At 27.2% G+C, this 16,655-nt stretch carries 14 protein-coding genes; 8 read left to right on the top strand and 6 right to left on the bottom strand.

The window, feature by feature from the left end:
• Window positions 1-7: 7 nt before the first annotated feature.
• A complete protein-coding gene (locus CKV87_RS04655) occupies window positions 8-1,321 on the top strand; it encodes a tetratricopeptide repeat protein (protein WP_012012653.1) in 1,314 nt (437 codons plus the stop codon).
• On the opposite strand, the gene CKV87_RS04650 is transcribed toward CKV87_RS04655, so the two are convergent.
• Genes CKV87_RS04650 through CKV87_RS04635 form a run of 4 tightly spaced genes read right to left on the bottom strand, consistent with a single transcriptional unit; the run spans window position 1,318 to window position 7,931 of the window.
• A complete protein-coding gene (locus CKV87_RS04650) occupies window positions 1,318-3,489 on the bottom strand; it encodes a CHASE2 domain-containing protein (RefSeq protein WP_012012652.1) in 2,172 nt (723 codons plus the stop codon). The genes CKV87_RS04655 and CKV87_RS04650 overlap by 4 nt on opposite strands.
• Window positions 3,476-5,809 (bottom strand): HD domain-containing phosphohydrolase, encoded by a 2,334-nt coding sequence (locus tag CKV87_RS04645; RefSeq protein ID WP_012012651.1) that lies wholly within the window; start codon window positions 5,807-5,809, stop codon window positions 3,476-3,478. Before CKV87_RS04645 ends, CKV87_RS04650 begins: the two co-directional genes overlap by 14 nt.
• 58 nt (window positions 5,810-5,867) lie before the next feature.
• Complete coding sequence (locus CKV87_RS04640; RefSeq protein ID WP_080504832.1) at window positions 5,868-6,764, bottom strand: cation diffusion facilitator family transporter; 897 nt, start codon at window positions 6,762-6,764, stop codon at window positions 5,868-5,870.
• Window positions 6,765-7,931, bottom strand: a complete 1,167-nt coding sequence (locus CKV87_RS04635) for a pyridoxal phosphate-dependent aminotransferase (RefSeq protein ID WP_012012649.1) — start codon at window positions 7,929-7,931, stop codon at window positions 6,765-6,767.
• A gap of 81 nt (window positions 7,932-8,012) precedes the next feature.
• Between CKV87_RS04635 and CKV87_RS04630 the strand changes: the two genes are divergently transcribed.
• Window positions 8,013-8,606, top strand: coding sequence for a M48 family metallopeptidase (locus CKV87_RS04630; RefSeq protein ID WP_012012648.1), 594 nt, complete (start codon window positions 8,013-8,015; stop codon window positions 8,604-8,606).
• Here the strand turns inward: CKV87_RS04630 and CKV87_RS04625 are convergent.
• The gene (locus CKV87_RS04625; protein ID WP_012012647.1) at window positions 8,590-9,006 is read right to left on the bottom strand and encodes a DUF721 domain-containing protein; all 417 of its coding nucleotides are present in this window, start codon (window positions 9,004-9,006) and stop codon (window positions 8,590-8,592) included. The two genes, CKV87_RS04630 and CKV87_RS04625, sit on opposite strands and share 17 nt — an antisense overlap.
• 98 nt (window positions 9,007-9,104) lie before the next feature.
• On the opposite strand from CKV87_RS04625, the gene CKV87_RS04620 reads away from it, so the two are divergent.
• The 6 genes from CKV87_RS04620 (at window position 9,105) to CKV87_RS04595 (ending at window position 14,714) form a co-directional block, all read left to right on the top strand.
• Window positions 9,105-10,556 (top strand): L-aspartate oxidase, encoded by a 1,452-nt coding sequence (locus CKV87_RS04620; protein WP_012012646.1) that lies wholly within the window; start codon window positions 9,105-9,107, stop codon window positions 10,554-10,556.
• Between the two features lie 64 nt (window positions 10,557-10,620).
• Window positions 10,621-12,156, top strand: coding sequence for a glutamine-hydrolyzing GMP synthase (guaA, locus tag CKV87_RS04615; RefSeq protein WP_012012645.1), 1,536 nt, complete (start codon window positions 10,621-10,623; stop codon window positions 12,154-12,156).
• A 121-nt stretch (window positions 12,157-12,277) separates the two neighbouring features.
• Window positions 12,278-12,784 carry a hypothetical protein gene (locus tag CKV87_RS04610; protein ID WP_144033639.1) on the top strand — a complete coding sequence of 169 codons (507 nt, stop codon included), beginning with the start codon at window positions 12,278-12,280 and terminating at the stop codon, window positions 12,782-12,784.
• A 347-nt stretch (window positions 12,785-13,131) separates the two neighbouring features.
• Window positions 13,132-13,917: a hypothetical protein gene (locus CKV87_RS04605; RefSeq protein ID WP_012012643.1), complete on the top strand. Its 786-nt coding sequence runs from the start codon at window positions 13,132-13,134 to the stop codon at window positions 13,915-13,917.
• Window positions 13,918-13,950: 33 nt separating this feature from the next.
• A complete protein-coding gene (locus CKV87_RS04600; RefSeq protein ID WP_041644912.1) occupies window positions 13,951-14,295 on the top strand; it encodes an RNA polymerase sigma factor sigma-70 region 4 domain-containing protein in 345 nt (114 codons plus the stop codon).
• Between the two features lie 77 nt (window positions 14,296-14,372).
• Window positions 14,373-14,714: a cupin domain-containing protein gene (locus tag CKV87_RS04595; RefSeq protein ID WP_012012641.1), complete on the top strand. Its 342-nt coding sequence runs from the start codon at window positions 14,373-14,375 to the stop codon at window positions 14,712-14,714.
• A 212-nt stretch (window positions 14,715-14,926) separates the two neighbouring features.
• Here the strand turns inward: CKV87_RS04595 and CKV87_RS04590 are convergent, their stop codons facing one another.
• Window positions 14,927-16,630, bottom strand: coding sequence for a protein adenylyltransferase SelO family protein (locus tag CKV87_RS04590; protein WP_012012640.1), 1,704 nt, complete (start codon window positions 16,628-16,630; stop codon window positions 14,927-14,929).
• Between the last annotated feature and the right edge of the window lie 25 nt (window positions 16,631-16,655).

Below are 16,655 nucleotides of genomic sequence, written 5' to 3'. Positions count from 1 at the left end.
CAAAACTATGAATAAAAAATTATTATCAGCTTTCATTTTAAGTACAGTTTCTTTAACTTCAGTTTTAGCAAATGAGAATTACTCAAATGAGCATTTTCAAAAAGCTATTGAGAGTTATCAAAATAGATTATTTCAAGATAGTTATATTCTTCTTCAACAATATACAAAAGAGAACAAACTATCATCTGATACTACTTTTATACTTGCAAGAAGTGCTTATGAAATAGGTAAATTTTCGGAAGCTTTAAATTTATACAAAAGTATGTTAAAAGAGAATCCAAATAACAATAGAGTAAAACTAGAACTTGCTCAAACATATTTTCAACTAAAACAATACGATGAAGCAAAAGCTTTATATGAAGAGGTTTTAAAAGAAACAGGATTACCAGAAAATGTTAGAAAAAATATCGAATTTACTTTAAATTCACTTGATAAAAAATCTCAAAAGAATTTTATAAAAACAACTTTAGGTTTTGGATATGGATTTGACTCAAATGTAGATAATAATTCAAGTGACAACCTTGTATATTGGGGAAATATTCCTTTAAGTATGGAAGATAAAAAAAGTGACCATGTTGCAGAGTATATCCTTGCTTTAAATCATACATACAAACTAAAAGATGATTTAACTATTGATAATAGGTTTGTTGGTTATATTCAAAAATATAACAATGAATATGATAACGATTTAAGTCTTACTGTTTTTGGAACTGGATTATCTTACTATACACAAAAATCAAAACTATCATTAGCATTTGATTATAATTATGTTTGGTTAGACAATAGCACTTATTTGAATAATTATATTCTAACTCCATCATTTGACTATCAAATTGATGCAAATTTGATGTATAAAACTAAACTAAAATTAATCAAAAAAGATTTTAAACAAACGCAATATGAATTTAGAGATTCAACATATTATGAATTACAAAATAGTCTTGCATTCTTAACACAAGATTTTGGAATAAATACATTTAGTTTTACATTTGGAACAGATAATAAAGATAAAGGAAGCCACTATAATGTAGATTATGACTTTGCAAGTTTAAGATATGAAAATATGTATCCACTCACAAAAAGTACAATCTTAACAAATGGTATTGAACTATATAAAGATATTTATAAAGAAAATGAAGAGTTCTTATATGGAAACAAAAGAAAAAATGACAAAGTTATTTATGATTTAGGAGTTATTCAATCTATAAATAAAAATCTCTCTTTAGGAGCAACTTTTAGATATATAAATAATGACTCTAATCAAAATATCTATGAATACGATAAATATGTAGTAAAATCAAATATTTACTACTCTTTCTAAGCTTTTGTTGTATGCTCATAAACACCATCAAAATTCTTTGGTGGTGTTTTTATAAACTCTTTACATCTAGTTATATAAATCTTATAAATGTTTTTATTTGTTTTATTTTCATTGTTTTCTAAACTCTCAAATATTTCTAATGCATTTATAAAATCACTATTTTTGTAAAACTCTATTGCTTTATGATATAAATCTAACTCTTCTTTTAAACTTTCGTTTGCTTCACCTTTTCCTAAAACTTGCCAGATTTCAACTGGTTCATTTTTTCCTTTTACTTTTACCAAATCTAAAAATCTAAATATATATTTTTCTTGTAATTTATCTTTCGTAAAGTTTGAAATATTTAACTTAGAATCATAATATTTACATAAAGATTCAACTCTTGAACCAAGATTTATTGTATCTCCTATAACTGTATAATCACTTCTTAAACTACTTCCCATTTCACCAACGATAACAGTTCCTGTATTTAGACCTATTCCAATATCTATTTTTGGTAAATTCTCTTTTTCAAGTTCAACATTTAACTTTTCTAATACTTCTAGTTGTTCAAGACTTGCTTTTAAAGCTAAATCACAATGATTTTTTATATCAATTGGAGCGTTCCAATAAGCCATAATAGCATCACCAATAAATTTATCAATAGTTCCTTGATATTTGATAATAATTTCACTCATAGGTTGCATATATCTATTTAAAAAACTTATTAAATCTTTTGCATCAAGTTTTTCTGAAATATTTGTAAATCCTCTAATATCACTAAAAAATATTGTTACTTCTTTACTTTTTGCACTAAACTCATTTTTATCAATATTTTTTAAAATATCATCCATAACATTTTTTGAAACCTTTGAAGCAAATTTTGCTTTTATAGCTTCTTCTTTTTTAATATTGTAAAAATAATCAAATAAAGTAGTCATAATAGATGCAATTAAAACTGTAGCTATTGGAAAAAGTATATTTAAAACAATTCCATAATCAAATAATAAGTTATAAACTAAAAAAAGATAACTAATCGAAAAAGAGAGAAAGATTATAGGATTTGCCCAAAAAGTAGTATAAGTTGTAAGCATTACTACTATAATTGACAAAACAAATATTATTAAGATATTTGCACCATCAAGCCAAGATGCTTTATATATAAAATCTTGCATCAAAATATTATCTATAATATTTGCATGAACTTCAACTCCAGGAAAAATAGAATCAAACGGAGTTGCTCTTAAATCAAAAAGTCCAGCAGCACTTGTTCCTATAAGTACAATTTTTCCATCTATTTCACTTTTATCAAAACTATTGTTGTAAATATCAATTGCACTAATATATTTAAAACTTCTTTCTGGACCTCTAAAGTTTATTAACATTCTTCCATATCTATCAGTTGGAATTGAAATATCATCTAAAACAATATTTGATATTCCGTTTTCATCATATTGAACTACAACTTTTTGTGTATCATTTATAACTCGAATAACTTCCAAAGCCAAAGATGGATAAATAGTATCATCATAGGAAATAATCAAAGGAACACTTCTTATAATTCCTGTATCATCTGGAATGTTATTAAAAAAACCACTTGAATATGCTTTATCTTGAATCTGAGGTATATTTAAAATAGTATTATATGCTTCTATTAAATAGCTTTTATCTTGAGGTTTATCTTTTTCTATAAATATTGCTGGAATTTGAGGAACTTTTGCATTTGCATTATCTTTTTTTACTAAATCAAACTGATATCCTAAAATCACTGGTGAATTTTCAACTACATTTGCAAACTCTAAATCATAATTTGAAACATCTTTTTTATAAATCTTTAAATCTTGTAAAATTTTATGTGGTGAAGTTCTATCTTCTTCTGCAAAAACAATATCAAGCCCAACTATTCCAACATTAGCTAAAGTTAGATTTTCTAAGATTTTAGCTAATTTATCCCTACTCCAAGGCCATTGTCCTAAACTTTTAATCGAAGTTTCATCAATATCTACTATAACTACATTTTGATTATGAGGAAGTTCTCCTCTTATTGTAAATAAATAATCTCTTAGTCTATTATCTAAAGAGTCAGGTAAACTAGGAAAAAATATATAAATAACTGAAAGAAATATAGATAAAGATAAAGAAAGAACAAAATAGATTGAGAATTTTTTTATTTTTTTATTTAAAATCATCTATTTGCTCTTTTAATAACTCTTCATTTATATAAGTTTTTAAAGCTTCACTATTTTTAAAAAACTCCAGTAATTTTCCATCAATTTCTCCATCTTTTACCATAAAATCTAGGATTTTAAATACCTCTGAGAGTTTCTTTGTCTGTTTATATGGTCTATCATTTGAAGTTAAAGCTTCAAAAATATCTGCTAAAATCATAATTCTATCTTCTAAAACTAAATCATTTTCGTTTAATCCTCTAGGATAACCTTTTCCATTTAATTTTTCATGATGATTTACTGCAATATGCATCACATTTTCATATTTTTTAGGGAAAGGTAAAACTGATAACATTTCATAAGATAATTGTGCATGAGAATTCATCTTATCTTTTTCTTCATTTGTTAAAGTACCTTTTTGAATTAATAAATTGTATTTTTCTTTATCATTTATAAAATCTACTAATTTATTATCTTTATAATATTTATATGAAGAAATTTTTTCAATTCGCTCACAATCCTCTTTTTTCATAAATTCTGAACCAATATTTGCTTTTTCAATAAATTTAAAATCATCTTCTAAATTAGAAATCTTAACTTCATATTCTTCTTTTGTAATAATATTTTTTAAATATTCTATTTCAAAGTCTCTTTTTAAAATCTCTACTCTCTCTTTGATTACTTCTATTCCATCAACCATATGTTGTAGTTTTGTAGCTTTATCAATAATCCATTCTGGCATCGAGATTTTACCAATATCATGAAGTTTTGCCGCTAATTCTATCTCTTTTAAATTATTCTTTGAGTATTTTACATCTTTATAAATAGTTTCATCTAAAGAGATTGATTGAGCAATTAATGGTGCTAGTTTTGCCATTTTTGTAATATGATTTAAAGTATGTTTTGATTTTGCATCTATTGCACTTGCTATTGTAGAAACAAAAGATTCCAAAAATTTTTCTAAACTTATTATTAGTTGACTATTTGTTAAAGCCATCGCAGCTTGTGAAGATAATGCCTTTATGATTCTTTCATCATATTCATTATATGAAATTGTCTCTGTTTGATTTATGTTTTTATTTATTAATTGTATTACTCCAATTACATCTTTTTCGTGATTTATTAAAGGGATAACTAACATTGATTTTGAGCGATAACCTGTTGATTTATCAAAAATTTTTGTACCTTCAAAGTTATAGTTTTCACATTCATAAACATCTGGAATATTAATAATTCTATTTTCCAAAGCAGAAACAACAGCAACCATAGATTTATTCTCTTCTCCATTTTCCAAATATAAAGGTAAAGAGTTCCAAGAAATTTTCTCTTTTCCTCCTAAATGAATATTTAAACTATCATTTTGAACTATTTTAAAATCTAAATATTTTTTATCATCAGATTTTATATATAAAGTTCCTCCATCACTATGAGTTAGTTCTCTAGTTAAAGTTAAAATCATCTCATATAATTTATCTTTATCTAGCTGACTTGATAATTCCAAATTTATATTCATAACCCTTTCAAATACGGTATGATCAAGTAATTCATAATCAATCTTTCCACTATTTATATGAATAATATCTCCATCTTCTAAAATCTTTCCTCCATTTTTAAAAACAGCTATTTCTTCCAATTGAGTTTTTATCTCTTCTAAATATAAATGTTTAATATGATAAATAAATATTTGAATATCTCTATTTATTTTATTTAACATCTCTTTTAATATTTTTGGAGTTAAATGTTTACTATCAAAGGCAAGTTTTTCCATTTTATTTGGAAAAGAGCACTCTATAATCAACAATTTTATTTTTTGATTTAAATTTATCTCTTGGATTATTTTTTCATTTATATATGTGTCACCACTTATAATATAAGCCTCTTTTTCATCTTTTGTAATAACAAATCCAAAAGAACCTTCAATATGTGTTGCACTTATAGCTTTTATTTTGTAGTTATCAATAATAGTTTCTTCATTTTCTTTTATTTCTTTAAAAGCTAAAGATTTCTTTTCACTTCCAATTAAATTTATTTTAGAAAAATCAGGCCAAACTTTATCATTAAAAGTATGCTCTTTTAAAACTTCAATCGTTTCTTTTGAAGCATAAATAATAAGGGTTTCTCTTCTATTTTCAAAAAAACTATCTAATAAAAAAGGTAAATCAGCTATATGGTCAGAGTGAGAATGAGTCAAAAATATATGATTTATTAGTGAAGATTTATCGCCTAAAATATTAATAACATTTCCAGTATCAATAATAATATCTCTTGATATTTGAAATGATGTTGTTCCTAAGTTCTTTGATTTACTTCCACTTGAGCCTAATATTTTTACATAGTTCATCTATATTATTTCCTTAATTCATTCATAATATAAGATTATAACAAAAATAATTTATTTTTTAGTTATTAATAATAAATTTATCTACTTTTAAATCATCATAAGGATCAAGATGGATAATAATATTCCAATCTCTTTTTTTATCTAGTTCTTTTATTTTTGATTCTATTGAATCACTTACTTTATGAGCTTCTACTAAAGAGATTAAATTATCAAAAACTAAATGCACTTCAACAAAAGTTTGATTTGCAGCTTCTCTTGTTTTTAGTAAATGAAAACTATGAATTCTTTTATTTTCTTTTATTATAGTTACTATTTCTTGGACAAGTTTTTCATCAACTGCTCTATCAAGTAAAACCATAATTCCATCATAGATTAATTTATAAGCAGAAAATATAATATATATAGCAATTCCCCCACCAATAAGTGAATCAATGATTTCATAACCTGTAAAATAAACAAGTAAAAGAGAGATTAAAACAGCTAAAGTACTAAAAACATCAGTTTTATAATGTAATGCATCAGCTTTTATAACCATACTATTTGTCTTTTTAGCAATATAATTTAGATATAAAACTAAAACAATTGTAATAGACAAAGAGATAATCATCACTAAAATAGAAATACCTAAATAAGAAGAAGTTTCCCCAATATATGCTTTTAAAAATGCTTGATAAAGAAGAAACAATCCTGAAATAGAGATAATCGTTCCTTCAATTACAGAAGCTAAAGCTTCAATTTTTCCTCTTCCATAATTAAATCGTTCATCAGCAGGCTTTTCAGATTTTGAGATAGCAAAATAGTTAAAAATAGATACAAACATATCTAAAACAGAATCTATCGCTGAAGCTAAAACAGCAACAGATCCACTTACAATTCCAAGTATAAGTTTTAGTAGAGTAAGAACTGCTGCAACACTAGATGAAACAGCAGTAGCTTTTTTTTGTGGAGACATCATTTACTTTTGAGTAAACTCTTTGATTCTTTTTACACCTTCTTTGATTACTTCTAAACTTGTAGCAAATGAGAATCTTGCGTAACCTTCCATACCAAATGCAAGTCCAGGAACTAATGCAACACCTTTTTGTTCTAGTAAATCTGCACAAAATTTCATCGAATCATTGCTTATTTTTTTGATATTGATGAAAACATAAAATGCTCCATCAGGTTCATAACAAGATAAACCATCTATTTCATTTATTGCTTTTACAATATAATCTTTTCTTTTTTCAAATTCAGCTCTCATCATTTCGATGTCTTTATCTGCTTCACCTTCAAGTGCTGGAATAGCAGCATATTGAGTCATAGTATTAATATTTGATGTTACTTGACCTTGAAGTTTTGTCATAGCTTTTGCTAATGCAACATTTGGTGTTGCAACATAACCAAATCTCCATCCAGTCATCGCAACAGCTTTACTTAAACCATTTATTGTAACTGTTCTGTTGTACATATCAGCACTAACTTCAGCTGCAGCAGTAAATTTTTTCCCATTGAAGATGATTTTTTCATACATTTCATCAGAGAAAACTATAATATCTGTTCCTTCTAAAACTTTTCCAATAGCTGTTAGTTCTTCTTTAGAATAAATTGAACCTGTTGGATTTGAAGGAGTATTTAACATCAAAATTTTTGTTTTTGGTGTAATAGCTTTTTTTAATTGCTCTGGTGTAATTTTAAAGTTTGTTGATTCATCTGTTTCAATAAATACAGGAACTCCACCAGAATATTTAACTTGTTCAGGATATGTAACCCAATAAGGACTTGGAATAATCACTTCATCACCATTTTCAATTAACACTTGACAAAGATTAAATAATGAGTGTTTTGCTCCATTACTTATTACAATCCCTTCTAATTTATAATCTAAATTGTGGTCTTTTTTTAATTTGTTAATAATTGCTTGCTTAGTTTTGATAATACCTTCTACTGCCGTGTATTTAGTTTGTCCTTCATTAATAGCTTTAATTGCTGCATCTTTTACAATTTGTGGCGTATCAAAGTCAGGTTCACCTGCACTAAAACTTAGTATATCTTTACCTTGAGCTTTTAGCTCTCTTCCTAAGGCTGTAATTGCCAAAGTAAGTGATGGAGATAGTTGCTCCATTCTGTTTGCAATTTTCATTATTTTTCCTCAAATCAAATTATCATTATATTTTGTATATAATAGTGCTGGATTTTATCTAATCATTCCTTAAGGATAAACTTGAGTTTTCAAATAGAACTAAACGAAAAACAAGTAACAGTCAAACTTGTAAATAAAAAAAATGTAAAACATTGTTATATCAAAGTTTTAAAAGATGATTTAATAGAAATAAAATCAAACATCTATTTTTCGCTATATGATGCAAAAATTTTAGTAGAAAAAAGAAAAAATTGGCTTGAAAATGCTATAAAAAAAGTTTCAAAAAATGCACTTTTAGAAGATGAATTTTTATATTTAGGTGAAGTAAAAAAATTACAAGATTACAATATAAAAAATTTAGATAAATTTTATAAAAATGAGATAGAAAAGATTTTGCCAAACATAGTTGAGATATTTTCTAAAAAAATGGATTTATATCCAACTTCAATTAGTTATAGAAAAAATAAAAGAACTTGGGGTTCATGTAACTTCAAAAATGGTCTAAATTTTAATATTTTGCTTATGAAATTTCCACTTGAAACTATGCAATATGTCGTAATTCACGAGCTTTCTCATATAAAACACAAAAATCACTCAAAAAACTTTTGGAATTTAGTAGAAAAGTATTGTCCAAACTACAAACAAATAGAAAAAGAGTTTAAGAATTTTTTATAATATCTCTGATATTTTCAAATTTTTTAAAAATCTTTTCATCTTTTGCTTTATTTTCAAAAATCCCATAACTTCTCTCTTCATAAAAAGGTTTTTGTGCAAGCTCTTTTTCTTTTTTTTCTACTACATTCGTGACAAAGAAAGCTATCTCTTCAACATTTGCAATTTTAAAATTTTTTAATAATGATTTTATATCTGCTTTGTTATACTCAAACTCCATTTTATAAACAGGATGAGTTAATACAAAATATAAAGTTTGATTTTTAACATAAGCAAACTTTACACCTTTTTTTAGTTTTAAAGGAAGTACATCAATAAACTTTACAATTAAAGAATATGTATTAAACTTCTTGAATTCAGGATAATTTTTAAGATGACTAAGTATTTCACTAATTTTTTTCATACGCTAATTATAGCGAGTTTTATATTATCATTTAGTGGTTGTGGTTATAAAGCTGACCCAATTTATGTTTCTTCTGATAAACAAGAACAAACAAACAAATGATTTACGATTATATAATAGTTGGAACTGGAGTTGCAGGACTAAATGCAGCTAGACTAATTCCTAAAGATAAAAGAGTTTTAATTCTTTGTAAAATGTCTACTTGGAATTGTAATACTTTTTGGGCTCAAGGTGGAATAGCAAGTGCAGTTGATGAAAGTGATATTCCAACTCACATAAAAGATACTTTAGAAGCTGGTGTAAACTACAATGACAAAGAAGCTGTTGAGCTTTTAAGTCATAAATCTATTTCTACAATCAAAAATTTAATCCATGATGGAATGAAATTTGATTTAAACAATGAAGGAAAACTAGCTTATACAAAAGAAGCTGCTCATAGTAGAAATCGTATTTTACATGCTGATGGTGATGCAACTGGAAGAATGATTCATATCTTTTTACTTGAACATTGCAAACATGAGATTGTAACTCAAGCTGTTGTTTGTGATTTACTAATAAAAGATGACATTTGTTATGGTGTTCAATATTTTGTAAGTGAAACTGAACAAAAAGTTGCTTTCGCACATACAACAATACTTGCAAGTGGTGGAGTTGGTTCTATCTACAAATATCATACAAATTCAACAGCAAATGCAGGTGAAGTACAAGGAATTATTTCTGAAAAAAATCTTCCATTAAAAGATATGGAGATGATGCAATTTCACCCAACAGTTGTAAAAGGAACATCTTTTGCACGAAAACCTCTTTTAAGTGAAGCTTTAAGAGGTGAAGGCGCGCATATTGTAGATGAAAACGGATATAGATTTTTATTTGATTATCATAAAGATGGTGAACTTGCTCCTAGAGATGTAGTTAGCCGTTCTATTTTTGATTATCATAAAAAAACTGGATTAAAAATATTTTTATCTTTTGGAACTTTTGAGAAAAAAGCATTTAAACAAAGATTTCCAAATATTTATGCAAACTTAAAAGATTTAGGTTATGAACTTCCTTTTGAAAGAGTTCCTATAAGTCCAGCTTTCCACTACTCTATGGGTGGAGTTGAAACAGAACTAAATGCAAAAATAAAAGGAATGAAAAATCTTTATGCAATAGGTGAACTTGCTTGTACAGGAGTTCATGGAGCAAATAGATTGGCTTCAAATTCACTTTTAGAAGGTTTAGTTTTTTCTGAAATTGCTGTTGAAACTTCAATGAAAGAAAACTTTAAAATCAATCCTTCAAATTATGATAAACCTATCATAAACTTTGTTAGAAATAAAGAAATAGACAAAGATATAAAAGATGATTTAAGAAAAATCATGTGGGTAAATGCAGGAATTGTAAGAATTCCTAGTGAACTTAAAAAATCTTTAGAAAAAATTGAAGAGTATCTAAAAAAAGATGTTGGACGGCTATTATATCTTAGACTTTTAACAGCAAAATCTATTTTAAAAGCTGCTTTGAATAGAAAAAAATCGCTTGGCGCTCACTTTATAAAAGAAGATTAAAACGAGTTTAGATAAAATTTACGATTAAAAATTAAGAGTTAAACACAAAAAAGGAAAATATCATATGAAACATGTACCAATAGTAGTTTTAGATTTCGGTAGTCAATATACTCAAATCATTGCTAGAAAACTTAGAGAAGCAGGTGTTTACTCTGAAATAGTTCCTTATAATGAACCTATTGGAGATATAGTAGCTAGAACTCCAAAAGGAATTATTCTATCAGGTGGACCAGCATCTGTTTATGCTGTTGATGCTTATCATCCAGATACTACAATATTTGAATTGGGTCTTCCAATTTTAGGTATTTGTTATGGAATGCAACTAATCTCTCAACATTTTGGTGGAAGTGTAATTCCAGCAAGTCATCACGAATATGGAAAAGCTAAATTACAATTTGAAGTTGAAAATCCAATTTTCAAAGATACACAAGATGGTCAAATTGTTTGGATGAGCCACGGAGATAGAGTTGAAAATATCCCTGCTGGATTTGAAAAAATCGCAACAAGTGAAAATTCTCCATTTGCAGCTATTGCAGATATAAATAGAAATATTTATGCATTTCAATTTCACCCAGAAGTTTATCACTCACAAGAAGGAAGCAAACTTCTTAAAAACTTTGCTAAACATATTTGTGGTTGTGAATCTACTTGGAATATGGGAAGTTTTGCAAAAGAGCAAATAAAACAAATCCAAGATAAAGTTGGAAATAAAAAAGTATTATGTGCAGTTTCAGGTGGAGTTGATAGCTCAGTTGTAGCAACTTTATTAGCTGAAGCTATTGGAGAACAAGTAATTCCTGTATTTGTAGATAATGGACTTTTAAGAGCAAATGAAAGAGAACAAGTTGAAACTATGTTCAAAAGCAGAGGTGTAAATCTAATCACAGTTGATGCAAGTGAAACTTTCTTATCAAAACTAGCTGGTGTTACAGACCCAGAGAAAAAAAGAAAAATCATTGGTGAAACATTTATCGAAGTATTTGATGTAGAAGCAAAAAAACACTCTGGAATTGAGTTTTTAGCACAAGGAACTTTATATACAGATGTTATCGAATCAGTTTCTGTAAAAGGTCCAAGTAAAACTATCAAATCTCACCATAATGTTGGTGGTCTTCCTGATTGGATGAAATTTGAACTAATTGAACCTCTAAGAGAAATCTTCAAAGATGAAGTTAGAGCTTTAGGATTAGAACTTGGTCTTCCAAAAAGTATGATAAGCAGACATCCATTCCCTGGTCCTGGTCTTGCTATTAGAATTATGGGTGAAGTAAATAAACCTGATTTAGAACTTTTAAGAAAAGCTGATGTTATCATGCTTGATGTATTACATTCAACTGGATATTATGATAAAACTTGGCAAGCATTTACAGTATTATTAAATGTAAAATCTGTTGGTGTTATGGGTGATAATAGAACTTATGATAATACAGTTTGTGTAAGAATAGTAGATGCAACAGATGGTATGACAGCAACTTTTGCACATATTCCACATGAAATACTTGAAACTATCTCAAGAAGAATCATCAACGAAGTTGATGGAATCAACAGAGTAGTGTATGATATTTCATCAAAACCACCAGCAACTATCGAGTGGGAATAATTTCTAACACTTTCCACGCATCTTTCACCAAAGTTTGGCTCGATGTACTTGGAGCACACCTTTGCCAAACTTTGATAAAATCTACATAAAACTTGTTAGAAATTTTATCAAAGGTTATTTAATGTCTTTAGATTTATTTAGTAGTATTGTTTTAGAAATAGTAAGAAGTATTAATGGAAAACTTTATACTGATGAAGAAATAAAAAATATTACAAAAGGTGCAACTGGTAAGTATTTAAAAGAATTCTTTCCTTCTAGCCAAGATGAATTAGCCGCTAAAAATAGAGTTGAAGCTGCAAAGAAACATATTGAAGCAGCTTCAAATATAATTCGAGATATACAAGATGATCTTTATTCTCAAGATAAACAATTAAATGATTTAATAGATACTATTTCAGAAAAAAAGAAGTTAGCGGATAGATATCAAACATTAGCTAATACAAATAAAGAAGCCTTTGAAGCATTTAAGGTTGAAATGGAAGAAGCATTAAAACATGAGTTAATTGAACAAGAAAATAAAGGTAAAAGATTAAGGCAACTAGTTTCCTTAGGAACATGGCTAGTAACTCTTATTTTAGGTGCGGCACTGGGGACTTATTTTAAAGATATTATAGAATTTATAAAATAAAATATAAGTTTTTTTCATTCCCAAGCTTTAGCTTGGGAATGTATGAGTTAAATCTCCTCTACGACGAACAACTTACATGAGAAATTCCAGCTACTCCAAAAAAATCTGTTGTTTTTTAGTATAATATTTCTTACTTCATCTATCGTAAGACCTACTGAAATATATTTTTTTGTTTATCTCTTAAAGCTTGTATATTTTAATGATATATTTAAGAATTCTCTTATTTAAAGTGTTTATCGTTGTCTTAATATACCGACACTTTTAATGTATGTTATTTATTGATTTTCAGACTATCTTGTATATAATATAGTTAGATATAGAATAAAATAATACAAAGGATTACGATAATGTCTTTAGAAGAAAGAAACTATACAACTACTCTTGCAAGTACATTAGACGCTTATTTAGAAAATACTTTTGAACGAGCATATACTCCAAATGAGCGGAAACAAGCATTTAATAAATTAGATACTAGTAAGTGCTTTGATTTAATTAAAAGAATTAATGAGTCTTCATTATTAATTTTAGAAATAAAAGTTACTGATGATAATAAAATATTTAGAAGTTATAATCAACGACAACATATTATTAATATGATATTAAGAAAATGTAATATACCAATTGAATATTGTTATAATTTGGTTGATGATTACAGTAAATTAAGGAATGAACAAGTATTAGTAAATTCAAATACATCTGAACCAAGTATAGTATGTGATGAAAATGGAAATATTACAAATTACAACAAACATATAAATTTAAAAAATCTTATTGATAGTATGATAAAAGCTGGTGGTACAAATGGAGATTCATTTAATAGTTTATTATCAGAAGATTTTATTAAAAATCTACAGGACACAAATATACAATTATTGTTTTTTGTATATAATGCTAATAATAGAGAAATATTGACTTTTAATACCAAAGAACTTACTGAATTATATTCTATATTTTCTAAAGAAATAACGAATCAAAGTAAAATTGATTTTAAAACAGCAAATACAGATGAGATAGAAAAGTTCTTTTTAAATACGAAAAATAACATTTCAAGAGTATTGAATGATTATATTTTGAATAAATTTATCAAAGATATAGAACAAGAACAAACAAATTTTCAAATGCTCTATATGTAAATATCTAACAAAACATTGGAGAGAAATATCAAAATGAAAAATGAAATTATAAAAGGTGAAATTGTTGAATCTAATATAGGTAATGAATTAACAATTCATAATCCAGAAATTAAAAAAATTGTACAAATAAAAGAAGAAAATAAAATTAAAACTACAATCGTAACAACAAATAATACATTATTACAACAAACCAACTATACTAATGGAGTTAAAACCCAAAGAAATATCTCTGTTCCAATTTTTAGCAATAATCAAGAACGAGATAGTGCAATTGTCGAACTATGTAAAGATAGCCATACACAACAAGAAGTGGCAGATGCGACTAATTTAAGTCAATCAAGAATAAGTCAAATCGTAAATAAAAATAAAAAAGTATAACAATCAGTAGAGCCAATAAATTACCCTGAGAAGAATTCATTGGCTAATTTTAAATGTTATACCTTCAGGAGGGTTAAGTGGCATTAGTATCTATCAAAAATGCAGAACACTATTTTTGGGGCGAAAAGTGCGATGGTTGGCATTTAGCTAAAAGCTCTAGTCTTAGTGTAATACAAGAAAGAGTTCCGCATGGTTGCTCTGAGGTTAGACATTATCATGAACGTTCGGAACAGTTTTTTTATGTGCTTTCTGGTATAGCGACAATGGAAGTTGATGGTAATATATATCAAATGACAGCGGGAAGTGGTATTCATGTACCAGCAGGAATACCACATCAATTAAGTAATCATCAGACTGAAGACTTAGTATTTCTTGTTGTATCAACACCACCCAGTCACGGAGATCGAGTAATTGCATAACAATCACCATAAAAAAACTATTTACGTGACAGGTATTAGATGAGAAAGAATATTATTAACAGCTGAAAGAAATACAACCAATTATTAAAAAAGCTATAAGTCAACAATTTGAAAATTATTGGCTTTATTTACTATTATCCATCTAAACTAAAAGGGAACAAACAATCGTTTGTGGATTGTCCCCTGAATGGTTATTTAAAATCTATATTTCCCTACGACGAACAACTAACATGAGAAATTCCAGCTATTCCAAAAAAATCTGTTGGTTTTTTAGTATAGTATTTCTCTTCTATCTCTTTTGTTTGCTCTTCATATGGTTTTGTCATTATCTCTTGTAGTTCATTTACTGGTTCATAGTTTCCATTCTCTGCTTCTTGATATGCCCAAACAAGATGCCATTCTCTTAAAGTATATTTTGGATTAGTTAGTTTCATTTGCTTTGATAGTTTTTGTTTTGATTCTTCATCATTTACATTTATAAGTAATTTCCACTTTTCTAGCCAACTATTCCATCTTAGTTTGATATTTTCATCTTTCAAATTTCCATAAAAACTTTTTTCAAGGTTACTCAAATTATGGGGAATATTTGATAACTCTCTAAAAAATATTGTATAGTCAACTTTTGTATCTATCATAAGATTTATTAGTTCTTCAAATAGTTCAACATCAAACTTATCAAGTCCAAGTTTTTTAATCCACATATTTTGCATCTTTTCTTGCATAACTTTGCTAAAGTTATTTTCGATTTTTTCAAGTTCTTCTAAAGTTTCTTTATTTGAACTAAGTAGTGGTTTTAAAGCACTACAAAATGATTTGAAGTTTTTAAAAGCTGCAACTGGTTGATTAAAAAATGAAAAGTGCATTCCTCCACCAGTCCAAGATTGATATTTTGGCTCAAACATCTCTATAAATCCAAATGGTCCATAATCAAGTGTAAAACCACCAGCTGCACAGTTATCACTGTTGAAATTTCCTTGACAATATCCAACTCTTATCCAATCTGCTACTAAAGATGTGAGACGATTTTGAAACTCATTTGCTAGTAATATTATCTTTTTTTCTAAAGTTAAATCTTGATTGATTACTTCACTATATTCTCTATCAATTAAGTGTAAAACAATCATTTCTAACTCTTTTAAAGCATTTTTATGTTCATTTTTTCTAGCTCGTCTTCCAAAAAGTTCTATTTGTCCAACTCTTAAAAAAGAAGAGGCAACCCTTGTTGTAATCGCAACATCTTCTTCTATCATAACTTCAGGGTCTTTTGAGTAAGAATTCTCATTGAACCAAGGTCTAGTCACCTGCTCTTTTTTAGAAGTAAATAGAGTTAAAGATCTTGAAGTAGGAATTCCAAGTACGTTTATATGTTCTTGAGCCAAAAATTCTCTTACACTTGATCTTAAAACAGCTCTTCCATCTGCACCTCTACAATATGGCGTTCTTCCTGCACCTTTTAGTTGAAATTCCCATCTTTTACCATTTATTACTGCTTCTAAAACTGAGATTGCTCTACCATCTCCATAGCCATTTCCAGTTTGAAAAGGACATTGAGCATAATATTCTGTTCCATAAATAGAAAGCGCATATCCTGTTGCCCAACCTATATTTTGCTTTAAATTAGAAATATTTGACATATCTCCTGAAAAGAGTTTGATAAAATCATCTGATTTTAGTAAGTTCTCACTAAAGCCTAACTCTTTAAAAAAGTTAATGCTATGAGAAATATATATTGGCTCTTTAATAGCAGTTGGACTTACAGGAACATAATGTCCACTAAAAACCTCTCTTGGAAATTTGTTATCTCCATTGTGTTTTGCATCAGGGTCGCTATTTAGGTTTTCTATAAAAGAGTAATCACTTAAATTAGTAAGTTCATCAAAAGTTTCTATATTTTTTTTATTGTTTTCATTTATCATAATATTTTCCATAAATTTTTTTATT

Source organism: Aliarcobacter butzleri (assembly GCF_900187115.1).
Classification (GTDB): Bacteria; Campylobacterota; Campylobacteria; order Campylobacterales; family Arcobacteraceae; genus Aliarcobacter; species Aliarcobacter butzleri.
Note: the sequence above shows the minus strand (reverse complement) of the source record. Positions and strands in the feature narration are given on the sequence as shown.

Excerpts from the sequence above, each read along its gene's own strand:
- CKV87_RS04655 (WP_012012653.1), top strand. The coding sequence starts at position 8 with ATGAATAAAAAATTATTATCAGCTTTCATTTTAAGTACAGTTTCTTTA.
- CKV87_RS04650 (WP_012012652.1), bottom strand. The coding sequence starts at position 3,489 with ATGATTTTAAATAAAAAAATAAAAAAATTCTCAATCTATTTTGTTCTT.
- CKV87_RS04645 (WP_012012651.1), bottom strand. The coding sequence starts at position 5,809 with ATGAACTATGTAAAAATATTAGGCTCAAGTGGAAGTAAATCAAAGAAC.
- CKV87_RS04640 (WP_080504832.1), bottom strand. The coding sequence starts at position 6,764 with ATGATGTCTCCACAAAAAAAAGCTACTGCTGTTTCATCTAGTGTTGCA.
- CKV87_RS04635 (WP_012012649.1), bottom strand. The coding sequence starts at position 7,931 with ATGAAAATTGCAAACAGAATGGAGCAACTATCTCCATCACTTACTTTG.
- CKV87_RS04625 (WP_012012647.1), bottom strand. The coding sequence starts at position 9,006 with ATGAAAAAAATTAGTGAAATACTTAGTCATCTTAAAAATTATCCTGAA.
- CKV87_RS04620 (WP_012012646.1), top strand. The coding sequence starts at position 9,105 with ATGATTTACGATTATATAATAGTTGGAACTGGAGTTGCAGGACTAAAT.
- guaA (WP_012012645.1), top strand. The coding sequence starts at position 10,621 with ATGAAACATGTACCAATAGTAGTTTTAGATTTCGGTAGTCAATATACT.
- CKV87_RS04610 (WP_144033639.1), top strand. The coding sequence starts at position 12,278 with ATGTCTTTAGATTTATTTAGTAGTATTGTTTTAGAAATAGTAAGAAGT.
- CKV87_RS04605 (WP_012012643.1), top strand. The coding sequence starts at position 13,132 with ATGTCTTTAGAAGAAAGAAACTATACAACTACTCTTGCAAGTACATTA.
- CKV87_RS04600 (WP_041644912.1), top strand. The coding sequence starts at position 13,951 with ATGAAAAATGAAATTATAAAAGGTGAAATTGTTGAATCTAATATAGGT.
- CKV87_RS04590 (WP_012012640.1), bottom strand. The coding sequence starts at position 16,630 with ATGATAAATGAAAACAATAAAAAAAATATAGAAACTTTTGATGAACTT.